This window comes from Pseudomonas brassicacearum subsp. neoaurantiaca, assembly GCF_013608025.1.
Classification (GTDB): Bacteria; Pseudomonadota; Gammaproteobacteria; order Pseudomonadales; family Pseudomonadaceae; genus Aquipseudomonas.
The window spans coordinates 8,342-21,068 of the sequence record NZ_VDLV01000036.1 but is presented as its reverse complement, the minus strand read 5'-3'; the positions used below and the strand labels follow the sequence as shown (position 1 = coordinate 21,068).

Below are 12,727 nucleotides of genomic sequence, written 5' to 3'. Positions count from 1 at the left end.
CGCCCTACCTCACCTCAACAATATCCAAAGCCCGATTCGCCAACAGTTCACTAACCTCAATCACCTGCAAAATCCCCATCGCAACACGCCGTCGCGATCCATCCAGATCAAACGCCAAATCACTGATCATGGCATTCGCCGAAGCCAGGTTCTCACTGAGACTGGCAAGCAGACACTCCGAATCAATATCCGGCGCAATACGGAAAATGCTGTTGGGTTTGTCAGACGTTTCTTTCTTTGGGGTAGGCTTCAGATAAAAATCCAATGCCCGGGTGGCAGCATCATCAAGCTTCTTGTTACGAGCAGTCTGAGCGCGAGATACATGCTCATCTGCAGCTGGCGGGTTTGGTGTAATTTTAGCCATGGTAAAGCTCCTAGAGTCTGTTGGAGCTACCACCATTCGCTGCGAAACGAAGTTGGGGTGGCAGCTGTACGCGGGTTCGCAGACCGGGACTCTAGGGACCGGCAGACCCAAGGGGTCTCCCACGCACAGCCACCTCTGACGAAATCGCAGATATGGGCGATCTGCTTTCGAAGGTGACGTTGTGCGCCTATAGAGTCCGGGCTGCGAAACCCGATCACTGATGCTCAGTGACAGACTCAAGCTACCGGCGGCCCCTAAAACGCACAAGCCGGCGGATTCTGGCGTAGTTGTAGGCAATGGCGCAAGAAAACGTCAGTCACGCCCACATCCAAATCGCCCCGATAAACAACGTGCCTCCAACGTACCCAAACAAGCCATTTCCCATTGAGAAAATCAACCGTAAGCCCTTGACTCATTCTGTCTGCGAGTCAGCCACTGCATCAGCTTTGAGAGGATAAAGGGCTTTTCGTGGCGGACCTGCGGCTTTGCGGGGCACGCTGCGGCAAGCTCTATCGACAGTAGCGATTTAATAAGCCGTTCCGCATAGCTGCCGGTCCAGGGTGGTGTCGTGGTCATGATCGACATTAGCGATTGAATGAAATTCACAGTCGAATTGGACAACCAGAAACTTGGGGCTTCCATGCATGACAGTTCATTGCCCGAGCCCCCACAAAAAAAGGCCTTGCTGAGCAAGACCTTTTTTCCTCCCAAAGCACGAATGCCTCGCTTTTCTACCTCACCTCAACAATATCCAAAGCCCGATTCGCCAGCAGTTCACTCACCTCAATCACCTGCAAAATCCCCATCGCAACACGCCGTCGCGATCCATCCAGATCAAACGCCAAATCATTGATCATGGCATTCGCCGAAGCCAGGTTTTCACTGAGACTGGCAAGCAGACATTCCGAATCTATATCCGGCGCAATACGGAAAATGCTGTTGGGTTTGTCAGACGTTTCTTTCTTCGGAGTAGGCTTCAGATAAAAATCCAATGCCCGGGTGGCAGCGTCATCAAGCTTCTTGTTACGAGCAGTCTGAGCGCGAGACACATGCTCATCTGTAATCGGAGGGTTCGGTGTAATTTTTGCCATCGACTTAGGTTCCTTAAGTGATGCTGCAACCACCTCGCGACTAAACGAGAGGGCGGCAGCTGTGCGCAGGTTAGTCGACCGGTGAACCTAAGAATCCCGGCGCGCCCGAGGGCGCCCTGCGCACAGCCACCATCAATACAGGAACAGCAAAGCCTGTCCGACGGGGACTTGTTACGCCTTAGGTTGAGACGGGCGACTAAACCCGATCACTGATGCTCAGTGACAGACTCAAGCTACCGACAGGCCCCAAAACGCACAAGCCGGCCGATTCTGGCGTAGTTGTAGGCAATGGCGCAAGAAAACGTCAGTCGCGCCCTGATTCCAAGCGCCCCAATAAACACGCGTCCTCTCACCCCAACGTATTCAAACAAACCACCTTCGGCTGGGTCATTTCCTCATACGCAAACCGCACGCCTTCCCTGCCCAAACTTCCATACTTGGACCCACCAAACGGCATCGCATCAAACCGGAAATCCGACGAGTCATTGATCATCACGCCGCCCGCTTCGATCCGCCGTGCAGCGCTCATTGCCGTGGACAGATCATTGGTGAAGATCCCCGCATGAAGCGCGTATTCAGGCTCGTTAGCCAACGCAATCGCCTCATCAAACGTGTCGAACGGCTGCAACACCACCACTGGCGCAAACGCTTCGTTGCACCAGAGCCGGCTGGAATGATCGACATTCTCCAACACTGTAGCCGCGTAGCAATTGCCCTGACGCCGATGCCCGCAGAGCAACGTGGCGCCTTGTTGCAGCGCTTCGTTGACGACCTGTTCGGCGTTTTGCGCGGCTTGTTGGGTGATCATCGGGCCGATGTCGGTGTTGGCGAGCAGTGGGTTGCCGACGACGAGGGCTTGGGCCTGGTTGACGAAGCGTTCGCGGAAGGCTGCGTAGATCGGTGCGTGGATGAGCAGGCGTTGGGTGCCGATGCAGTTTTGCCCGGCGGCCCAGAAGGCGCCGGAGACGCAGCTTTCGACGGCGGCGTCGAGGTTGCAGTCGCCCATGACGATGACGGGGGCGTTGCCGCCGAGGTCCATGGCGAGTTTTTTCAGGCCGGCGGTGCGGGCGATTTGTTCGCCGGTGACGAAGCCGCCGGTGAAGGAGATCATGCGCACGTCGCGGGCGGCGACCAGGGCTTTGCCCAGTTCTGCGCCGCCGGTGGCGACGGTGACGACGGTTTGTGGCAGGCCGGCGTCGACCAGGTAGGAGACGAGTTTGAGGGCGGACAGCGGCGCCAGTTCGGACGGTTTGAGGATGACCGCGTTACCGCCGGCGATGGCCGGGCCGAGTTTGTGGGCGACGAGGTTGAGCGGGTCGTTGTAGGGGGTGATGGCGACGATCAGGCCGAGGGGTTCGCGGGTGAACCAGCCTTGGCGCGATTCGGCGCCTTCGTAGGCGTCGAACGGGACGATTTCGCCGGCGTTGCGCTTGGCTTCTTCGGCGGAGAGTTTGAGGGTATTGACGCAGCGTTTGACTTCTTTTTCGGCCTGTTTGAGGGTCTTGCCGGCTTCGTCGACGATGAGTCGGGCGAAGGCTTTGGCGTCGCGTTCGATGTTCAGTGCGGCGTGTTCGAGGATGCTTGCGCGGCGATGACGCGGCAGTGCGGCGCAGGCTTTTGCGCCGTCGCGTGCGGTTTCGAGCAGGTGTGGGACTTCTGAGGCGCACACGTCGGCGACGGTGCCGACGATGCTGCCGTCAAAGGGGTTGAGGACTTCGATGTGCGGTTCGACGACCGCCAGGGCCAGGCGCGATACGTTCACAGGGCTTGCTCCTGTTTGCGGGTTGCCGATTGGTGGATTTGGATGATGTCGGACAGCAGCGCGAAGGCGGTTTCGGTGCGGCCAGCGCCCGGGCCGGAGACGGTGACGGCGCCGAGCAGTTCGCTGGTGAACGACACGGCGTTGGTGGCGCTGCTGATACTTGCCAGTGGGTGGTCGTTGCTCAGCAGGCGCGGTTCGACGCTGGCGCTGATGGAGCCGTCGGCTTGGCGGGTGGCGGCGCCGATGAGTTTCCAGCGGGCACCGTCGCGGCGGGCTTTTTCGATGTCGGCGAGGCTGAGGGCGGAGATGCCTTTGCAGCTGACGTCGTTGACGGTGAGTTTGGCGTCGAGCAGTTCGTTGGCGAGGATGACTACCTTGAGGCGTACGTCGTGGCCTTCGACGTCGGCGGTTGGGTCGGCTTCGGCGTAGCCCAGGGCTTGGGCCTGGCTGACGGCTTCGGCGAATCCGAGGCCGCCCTCCATGGCGGTGAGGACGAAGTTGGAGGTGCCGTTGAGGATGCCTTCGAAACCAGTGATCGAGCTGCCGGCCAAGGCTTGTTTGGCGAGTCGGATGACCGGGGTGCCGCTCATCACCGAGCCTTCGTATTCGAAGGCGACGTTGTTGCGTTGGGCCAGGGCCTTGAGTTCGGCGCCGTGCAGGGCGATGGGGCCTTTGTTGGTGGTGACCACGTGTTTGCCGCGCTCCAGGGCCCAGCGGCAGAACGAGGTGGCGGGCTCGCCATCCACTGGGTTGGTGAAGGTGGCTTCGGCGATGATGTCGGCGCCGCAGTCTTTGATCACGGCTTCGTTGAGGGCATCGACGGTGCCACCGGGCAGTTGGGCCATGGCGCCTTTGCTGGCGGGCAGTCGGGCGAGCGAGGCGGCGTCGAGGCCATGGCGGTTCATCACCGAACCGAGGAACAGGTCGGTCACGCCGACGATTTTCAGGGTGAAGCCGAGTTCGGTTTTCCACTGCTGATTGCGCTCGGCGATCAGTTGAGCCAATGCCCGGTTTACACCGCCGAAGCCGACTAGAGCCAGTTTGTATTCAGTCATTTTTGTTGTGTCCCATGATCCGGGTGATGAGGTTTGTTGGGATCTAGGTTAGGGGGGCTGGGTGGGCAGTGAAATATGCCAATTTGCTCTATTTTCTGGGCGTTTTGACCAGGGGTTGGGCGAAGTGGTGGGCGGGGGGAAAGCCGACAGAATCGACTGGCCGAACACAGGCCTCTGCGGGAGTGAGTCTGCTCGCGATAGCGGTGGTTCAGTCAGCAATAAGTCGACTGAAACTCCGCTTTCGCGAGCAGGCTCGCTCCCACAGGTTTTTTCAGTGTTTGGTCCATTGGTGTCGGGGCGTGCACCTGGCCGGCCCTTGTGGCGAGGGAGCTTGCTCCCGCTGGGCTGCGCAGCGGCCCCAAATCATTCAGCGCGGTGGGTCAGGTTGATTGGGAGTGACCTGGTTGGGGCTGCTTCGCAACCCAGCGGGAGCAAGCTCCCTCGCCACGGGGTTTGTGGTGGCTGGCTTATTGGTGAACACCATTAGCGGTAGTGAGTAGGCGGGGCCTGGCCGAACACATTCCCCTGTGGGAGCGGGCTTGCTCGCGAAAGGGCCAGGTCAGGCGACATTGATGGTGGCTGGTGTACCGCTATCGCGAGCAAGCTCGCTCCCACAGTTTTTTTCAGTGTTTGGTCTATTAGTGGCAGAGCATGCACTCGCGCCGGCTCTTGTGGCGAGGGAGCTTGCTCCCGCTGGGCTGCGCAGCGGCCCCAAATCATGCAGCGCGGTGGGTCAGGTTGATTGAGGTCAATTTGGTTGGGGCTGCTTTGCAGCCCAGCGGGAGCAAGCTCCCTCGCCACGGGTTGGGTGAAGGTTCAGACCACCGACGACAACACAAACGATGTCACGGTGTTCTCCACTCCCGGCAGCGCGGAGATGTCTTTCCATACTTTATGGACCCGCTCCGGGTTCGCGGCGCCGACCCTCAGCATCAAGTCAAACTCACCACTCATCACATCGCACTGCAGCACTTCCGGCATCGCCTGCAATGCCTTCAACACCTCGGCGCCGCGCATGCGGTCGTAGCGGTAGACGAAGATCACGGCGTTGATGTTCGACGACGCTTGCGCGCCCTCCCCCGTGCGCACCGTGTAGCCCTGGATCACGCCGTCGCGTTCGAGGCGTTCGATGCGTTGGCGGACGGCGTTGCGCGAGAGGTTGACCTTGGCCGCCAGCTCGGCGTGGGCGGCGCGGGCGTTGAGGCGCAGTTCGGCGATGATGCGTTCGTCGAGGGGGTCGAGTATTCGCTTCATGAGGCCTCCGGTTACAGCGAGCCGAGCAGTTGATGGAGGGCGCCGAGGTCGTCCGGTTGGATGCGATGAATCTGCGCCGGGCCATGCTCGGAAACCGCACGTTGTTGCGCCGCCACGGGGATCCCCAACTCACCCAGCAATACCGCCGATTTAACCGGTGAAATCTCGCCGAGAGTCACCATCGGCGCCACCAAGCTGCGGCGGTACAAGCGCGCCGCGAGCACGCCGGTGGCGGTATGCGGATCGATGACATAACCGGTGTCGCGATACAGCGACGTGATCTCGTTCAGCGTCTGCTCATCACTGACCGCGTACGAGTCGATGATCATCCGCGCCTTTAGCCAGAACTCGTTACCAATGCTCATTTCGCCGTCAGTTTCGAAGGTATGCATCAGCGCGCTGACGGCTTGATCGTCGTGGCCATAGAGTTCCCAGAGAAACCGTTCCAGGTTGGAAAAGATCGACAGATCCATGGCCGGCGACAAGGTCTTGCTGGCGCGTAACCGCGAGTAGTGATTCTTCAAAAAGAACTGATGCAGCGCGTCGTTCTGGTTGGTGGCGACGATCATTTGCGTGATTGGCAAGCCCATCTTCTGGGCGATGTAACCGGCATAAACCTCGGCGAAACTCGCCGCTGGCACGCTGAAACCGATGGGCCGCTGACCGCCGCCCAACTGCAGCACGGCGTGGAAATAAAACACCAACTGCGCCATGACGCTGACCCAGTTGCTGGAGTTGAAACTGATCGCTTCATGCTCTCGGAACAGTTGCGTGACGAGGGTCTGGCATTCATCGAAACTGCCATCCACGGCGACTTGATGCACCCGCGGGTGCGCCGTCGCTTGCAGGTCTTGAAGCTGGTCTTGCGGTACGCCGGCCTCGGGGTAGATCACCACCACGTCAGTCTCGTCGCAGTGCTTGAACGCCTCGATGGCCGCCAGGCCGGTGTGGCCGTTGGTGACGCCGATCACCACGGCGCGACGCCCGCGTTTGCGCAGGAAGTACTGCACCAGCCGCGCCTGCAACTGCGCGGCAAAATCCTTCGAGGAGCGAGTCGGCCCATGGAACAATTCCAGCACCCATTCGTTGCGATCCACCTGATGCAGCGGCGCCAGGGAGCGATGGCTGAACTGGCTGCCGGCCTCCTTGAGCAGGCGCTTGAAGTCGGCCTCGGGGATCGCCTCGCCCACGAACGGATGCATCACACGATAAGCCAGTTCGTCGTAGGACAAGGTCGACCAATTGGCGATGTCCTGGGGTTCGAACAGCGGCAGTTCGACCGGGACGAACAAGCCGCCATCCTCGGCAATGGCCGACAACACAACTTTTTCGAAATCGACCTGCACGGCGGAATTTCGGGTACTCACGTAGCGCATGGTCAACTCCGCAAAATCAGATAAAACAGCTCATTTGTAGCGATGCGCCTGCTCCACCAACCAGGTGGAAAACCGCGCCGCGTCCGGGTGTTGCTCGGCACCGGAACTGCGCACCAGGTAGAACGATTCACTGGCTTCGATGCGCTGGGCGAAGGGTTCGACGAGGCGTCCGTCTTCCAGCAGTTCACTGACCATCGACGACCGCGCCAGTGCAATGCCCTGCCCCAACTCGGCCATGCGCAAGGTGCAGACCAGCGTGTCGAATTGCAGGCCAGTCGAAGAATCTACACTGTCCGCGCCGACCAAGTTCAGCCAGTAACCCCAGCCTTCTTCATAACCCAACACGTGCAGCAGCGGGTGCTTGGCCACGTCCGCCGGTTCCTTCAGCGTTGTCATCAAGGCTGGCGCGCACACCGGGAACAAGGTGTCCCAGGTCAGCCGTTGCGACACCAGGCCCGGCCATTGACCGTGGCCCCAACGAATCTCCATGTCGTCTTCGCCGTCCAGCTCCTTGACCCAAATGTTGCTGATGTAGCGGATGTCGACGTGGGGATGGGCCTGGCGAAAATCCACCAGTTTCGGCGCCAGCCAGTGCACGAAAAACGCCAGGCTGCCGCGCACCTTGATCGGCCGGCGCTTGTGCTGGCCGAAGATCTCGTTGGTGCCCACCGCCAGTCGTGTGATCGCGTCCTGCACCACCGGCAGGTAGGCCTGGCCCTCTTCCGTCAGACCGAGACCGCGAGGCAAGCGCTTGAACAGCGCCACGCCCAGGTGACTTTCCAACTGGCGGATCTGCTGGCTGACCGCGCCCTGGGTCAAGAACAATTCGTCTGCGGCGTGGGTGAAGTTCAGGCAGCGGGCGGACACTTCGAACGCCCGCAGCCAGTTCAACGGGGGCAACGTTTTTTGCTTCATGGTCTTACCTCGTTAACCCCCACGCACCGGGCACGTTTGCCCGCCCCGTCGATGCGGTTAGAACGCGTCGGACGGTTGTGCCACGAGGGTAACCGACAAGCGTCGCTCGCGGCTTTTGCGAGTAATGTAATACACGAAGTAACACCAGGCGATGAACGGCAGGCCGAAGTACAGCGCCACCCGTTGTTCAGGGTCGAAGGCGATGCCGACGCACGCCAGGCTGCAGCACACCAACGCTCCCAGCGGCACCCACGGATAACCGCGAACGCGGAACTTGAGATCGCGAATGTCGCCGCCGTTCGCGACGTAGTGACGACGGAAACCGATCTGGCTCGCGGCGATGCTCATCCACACCACCACCACGGCGAGGCCGGAAATCGACACCAGCGCCAGATAGATGGTGTCGGCGGCAAACACGCTGCTGAGCAACGACGCGGCGCCGCCGGCCATGCTGACGATGATCGCGTTGAGCGGCGTGCCCATGCGGGTCAGGGCCGAGAACTGCTTGGGCAGGTGGCCTTGGTCGCTGAGGGTCCAGAGCATGCGCGAGGCGGCGTACAACCCGGAGTTGGCCGCCGACAACAGCGCGGTGATGATCACGAAGTTCATGATGTCGGCCGAGTATGGAATGCCGATGTAAGTGAAGACCGTGACGAACGGACTCTCCACCAGACCGGCTTGTTCGCGGGGCAGCAAAGTCGCCAAGACAAAAATGGTCCCGACAAAAAACACCGCCAGACGCAGCACCGTGGTGCGGATGGCGCGCGGCACGTTGCGTTGCGGATCCTTGGTTTCGCCAGCGGCGATGCCGATCAGTTCAGTGCCGGAGAAGGCGAAGGAAACTGCCAGCAGCGTCATCGCAATCGGCATGAAGCCCGTAGGAAAAAGCCCTTCGCGAGTGAAGTTGCTTAACCCGATGCTGTGGGCCTGGTCGATGTTCAGCAAACCGAGAATCGCACCACCGCCGATCAGCAGGAACACCACCACGGTCAACACTTTGATCAACGACAGCCAGAACTCGGTTTCAGCGAACAAACGCACCGAGACCACGTTGGTGAGGAACACCACGCCGGCGAACAGCGCACTCCAGATCCACACCGGTGTGTCGGGAAACCATCGGGTCATGAGGATGCCGGCGGCGGTGAACTCGGAACCGATCGCCACCGTCCACGTCAGCCAGTACAGCCACGCAACGGTATAGCCGGTGCCCGGCCCGAGAAAGCGTGTTGCATAGGTGCTGAACGAACCGGTTTCCGGCATCTGCACCGCCAGTTCGCCGAGGCACATCATCACCATGTAGACCATGAGCGCGCCGATGACGTACGCGATGACCGCGCCCATCGGGCCGGCCTGGTTGACGGTGTAGCCGGAGGTCAGGAATAGGCCGGTGCCGATCACGCCGCCCAAGGCGAGCATGACGATATGGCGCGTCTGCATTTCCTGCTTGAAGCCGGCCCGCGTACTGCTTTGTTGTTCTGTTATGGACATGGTTGTTTCTCATGAAATGTCAGGGCGCGCATCGACGTCTACGCGAGTCAGACAAGCGCCTCTGAGCTTTTATTATTATTCCTATTCATGAACGCCCCGCTGACAGCCTTGTCGCGGGGTTATCAACTTGCTGACTTCAGCTTGCCGTCTCGGTGAGCACTTCATTGAGTTGCGGGTTGAGGGTTTTCCTGACGAAGGCGAAGGCCTGTTTCAGGTCGTCCAACAAATCGTCGGTGTCTTCGATGCCGACCGACACGCGCACCAGCCCTTCGGAAATCCCCAGGGCCAGGCGTTCTTCCAAGGTGTTCTCGACATGGCTGGTGGTGCGGGCCGGGCCGTAGATGGTTTCGACTGCGCCGAGATTGCCCGCGCAATGAGCAAATCGCAGGCGCGGCAACAGCACCTTGACCGTGTCCATCCCGCCCTTGAGGACAAAACTGACGATGGCGCCGAACCCGGACATTTGCGCGCAGGCCACGGCATGGTTCGGATGGCTAGGCAAACCGGGATAGTTGACCGATTCCACCAGCGGTTCGGTGCAGAGGAACTCCGCCAGGGCACGGGCGCTCGCCTGTTGCTGGCGCATGCGCAGGGCGAGGGTTTTCATGCCACGGATGATCATGTAGGCCGAGAACGGGTCGAGCGTGGCGCCGTTGATTTCGCGGTAATGACGCACCTTCGCCATCAAGGCTTCGCTGCCGCACACCAGGCCGCCGAGCACATCGCCATGGCCGCTGAGGAATTTGGTCGCGCTGTGGATCACCACGTCGACACCCAGTGCCAACGGGTTCTGGTTCAGCGGCGTGGCGAAGGTGTTGTCCGCCACCACCAGTGCGCCGACGCGTTTGGCCGCCGCGACCAGGCGTGGGATATCGAGGATTTTCAAGGTCGGGTTGGTGGGGGTTTCCAGGTACAGCACCTGGCAGCCCTTGGCGATTTCCCGCTCGATTTCTTCGTGGTCGAAGGTTTCGCACAAGGTCACGGCGACGCCGGTGCGCGGCAAAAATTCCTCGAAGATTTTGTTGGTGCCGCCGTAGCTGTCCTTGGTCGACACCACGCGATCGCCGTTGGCGAGGAAGGTGTAGAGCACGCTGCTGATCGCCGCCATGCCGCTGCTGAAGGCGACGGCGGATTCGGCCATTTCCAGCTCGCGGATTTTCGCTTCGACGGTCTCGACGGTCGGGTTGCTCATGCGGCTGTAGATAAAGCCGGGGGCCTTGCCCAACGCGACGTCGTACCAGACGTCGATGTCGTCATAACCGTACGCGGCGCTGACGACGATGGGGGTCTGGGTGGCGTTGTAAGGGTGCCTGACTTGCTCCCCGCCCCACACCGCCCGGGTGCCCGCTCCTGCGTTGATAAGCCCTGCGCTGTCAGGTTTTTTGTTCATTGTGACTACTCGCACTGAGGGGGCGGACGTTGAGCCATCCGCCGGAATCTGAGGGCCAATATAGGGAAAAGCCGCACCCGCGAGAAACGATGTTATCGGTGCCAAAGGGGTGGTTTTTTTAATGGCTGGACGCCTTGGTAACTTGCCGACTGTGGGAGCTGTGGGAGCGAGCCTGCTCGCGAAAGCGGTCTGTCAGACGACAACCATGCTGCTGATGCGGCGCTTTCGCGAGCAGGCTCGCTCCCACAAGGGGTTTGGTGGGGTTCTCGCCTAACCGGGACCAATTAAAGATTTACCCTACAGACACTGCCTCCTTTCCTGACTTATTTCTCCTGCCATCCCCGGCAAAGTCTCGCGCCTTCCTGCGTTGCGAGATGTCTGAATGCGTTTCCCTGACAAGATCCCGTCCCTGAACGGCGCCATTGGTTCGCTGGTCCTGGCCGTCATGAACTCGCCCGATGTCGAGGCGGTGCTACAGGACTTTCGCAATTGCCTGGGCGATTACGACACCTGGGCGGAAAAGTTCTGGAACGGCCAGACGCTGGACATCGAGCAGGTGTTCAAAGTGGGCAATGAGGTGTCGCTCGCGCCTGCGAAGGACGGCGGCAAGCAAGTCAGCGCCGTGGTGGCTAGCTGTCCGGCACAAGGCCCATTGACGCTTGTGCATATGTTCCGGGCATCGCGTTTCGTGCCGATCGGCGACACACCCGTGGTGCTCGAACCCATCATTCGGGACGCATCAGGGAAAGAAACGTTTGGCGATCCCATCCCATACGTCATCGGCCCCAGCGGCATTCTGGAAATACCCGAATGCGATCGCGGCCAGCGTTACCGCATCAGCTTTTTTCCAAATATCACGACCGGTCATGTCGAGGCGCTGTATGCCTCTTATCAGACAGCGATCGGCGAGCTCGAAGGTTGGCTGAAAGCCGAGTGGAAAGAGTTTCAACCGCTGTGGAAGGAGCATGCCGAAAGCGGTTTCCTGGATCGCTACAACGCGTTGGAGGAGGCTCAGCTGCGTGGCTTTGAAAACGCTTTGTATAAGCTGTGGGACGACGTCAGACAGATCTTCGATCTGCTGGCGGACTTGCAGGCCAACAGCGAAAAGTTGCTGGAATACCTCACCGAGGCCGAGCTTGAGCAACTGCTGAGCGCTTCATCCGAAGCGATCGCCAAAGGACTGATGATCCTGAGCGATGAGCCCTTGCTCTTCGTTTATATCGCCGCGTTTACCAGTTGGATGCGGATGTTGCCGCCCCGGTACTTGGCCGAAATCATAGGGGAAATTCGCGCCGAGATTCTGATCAATTTCCTGCTGGCGGCTGTTACCGGTGGCCTGGGTTTGGGTCTGCGCCTGAGCGGCAAGGTGCTGCGTTTGGTTCGCTCGGAACGCGTCCGGACGTGGCTGCAGGCCTCGAGCCAACGCCTGGGTCACCTCGGCGGCGACAGCCTTGATGCTCATGCCGATGTGCTCAAGCCGGTCGTGATGGCCGGCCGAGGACCGTCCATAGGCCCCGCGCCAGTCACACCGTTGCAAATCACCACTGGGGATTCCCCGCCGCTGTCGGTCAGAAATCCAGCCCCGGTGGTGCGGGAAAAATCCCAGCCCTCTACACGGCTGAGCAAACAAGAACACCACGACGACGCCTCCACCCAATCAACAAACCCCAACGGCGACCCCGCCGATAACGCCAACCAGACCCGCACCCACGGCTGCCCGGTGTCGATGGTCACCGGCGAAGAACTGCTGACCTTGGACGACGGCACCCTCGACGGACGCCTGCCGTTTACCTTCACCCGGCTCTACCGCACCAGTGCCGCCGAGCTGGACATCGGCCTCGGTCGCGGCTGGAGCCATGCCCTGGCCCATCGCCTGTTGATCGAAGGCGAGCAGGTCATCTGGCTCGACCAGGAAAACCGCCGCACCACCTTCCCCCTTCCCAGCCTGCAACGCCCGGCGATCCACAACAGCCTGGCCCGCGCGGCGATCTACCTGAGCAATGAGCCGGACGAACTGATCGTCGCCCAGCCC

10 protein-coding genes are annotated in these 12,727 nt (G+C 60.4%); 1 reads left to right on the top strand and 9 read right to left on the bottom strand.

Annotation, left to right across the window (positions count from 1 at the left end):
* Positions 1-4 precede the first annotated feature (4 nt).
* The 9 genes from FHK92_RS18935 to FHK92_RS18895 form a co-directional block, all read right to left on the bottom strand.
* Entirely contained in the window at positions 5-364 is a 360-nt protein-coding gene (locus FHK92_RS18935; protein ID WP_181289392.1) for a DUF6124 family protein, read from the bottom strand.
* Between the two features lie 731 nt (positions 365-1,095).
* Complete coding sequence (locus tag FHK92_RS18930) at positions 1,096-1,455, bottom strand: DUF6124 family protein (RefSeq protein ID WP_181289391.1); 360 nt, start codon at positions 1,453-1,455, stop codon at positions 1,096-1,098.
* Positions 1,456-1,804: 349 nt separating this feature from the next.
* Complete coding sequence (locus FHK92_RS18925; RefSeq protein ID WP_181289390.1) at positions 1,805-3,217, bottom strand: aldehyde dehydrogenase family protein; 1,413 nt, start codon at positions 3,215-3,217, stop codon at positions 1,805-1,807.
* Positions 3,214-4,272, bottom strand: a complete 1,059-nt coding sequence (locus tag FHK92_RS18920; protein WP_181289389.1) for a homoserine dehydrogenase — start codon at positions 4,270-4,272, stop codon at positions 3,214-3,216. The genes FHK92_RS18925 and FHK92_RS18920 overlap by 4 nt, the downstream gene beginning before the upstream one ends.
* A gap of 816 nt (positions 4,273-5,088) precedes the next feature.
* A complete protein-coding gene (locus FHK92_RS18915; RefSeq protein ID WP_030140409.1) occupies positions 5,089-5,526 on the bottom strand; it encodes an Lrp/AsnC family transcriptional regulator in 438 nt (145 codons plus the stop codon).
* 11 nt (positions 5,527-5,537) lie between these two features.
* Positions 5,538-6,902 carry a threonine synthase gene (gene thrC, locus FHK92_RS18910; protein ID WP_181289388.1) on the bottom strand — a complete coding sequence of 455 codons (1,365 nt, stop codon included), beginning with the start codon at positions 6,900-6,902 and terminating at the stop codon, positions 5,538-5,540.
* 30 nt (positions 6,903-6,932) lie between these two features.
* Entirely contained in the window at positions 6,933-7,817 is an 885-nt protein-coding gene (locus FHK92_RS18905) for a LysR substrate-binding domain-containing protein (RefSeq protein WP_181289387.1), read from the bottom strand.
* Between the two features lie 57 nt (positions 7,818-7,874).
* A complete protein-coding gene (locus FHK92_RS18900; protein WP_181289386.1) occupies positions 7,875-9,305 on the bottom strand; it encodes an amino acid permease in 1,431 nt (476 codons plus the stop codon).
* Positions 9,306-9,441: 136 nt separating this feature from the next.
* Complete coding sequence (locus FHK92_RS18895) at positions 9,442-10,695, bottom strand: cystathionine gamma-synthase family protein (RefSeq protein ID WP_181289385.1); 1,254 nt, start codon at positions 10,693-10,695, stop codon at positions 9,442-9,444.
* Positions 10,696-11,077: 382 nt separating this feature from the next.
* Here FHK92_RS18895 and FHK92_RS27640 point away from each other — a divergent pair.
* Positions 11,078-12,727, top strand: a 1,650-nt coding sequence (locus FHK92_RS27640; protein ID WP_258232688.1) for a DUF6531 domain-containing protein, incomplete at its 3' end; no start/stop codon positions are given.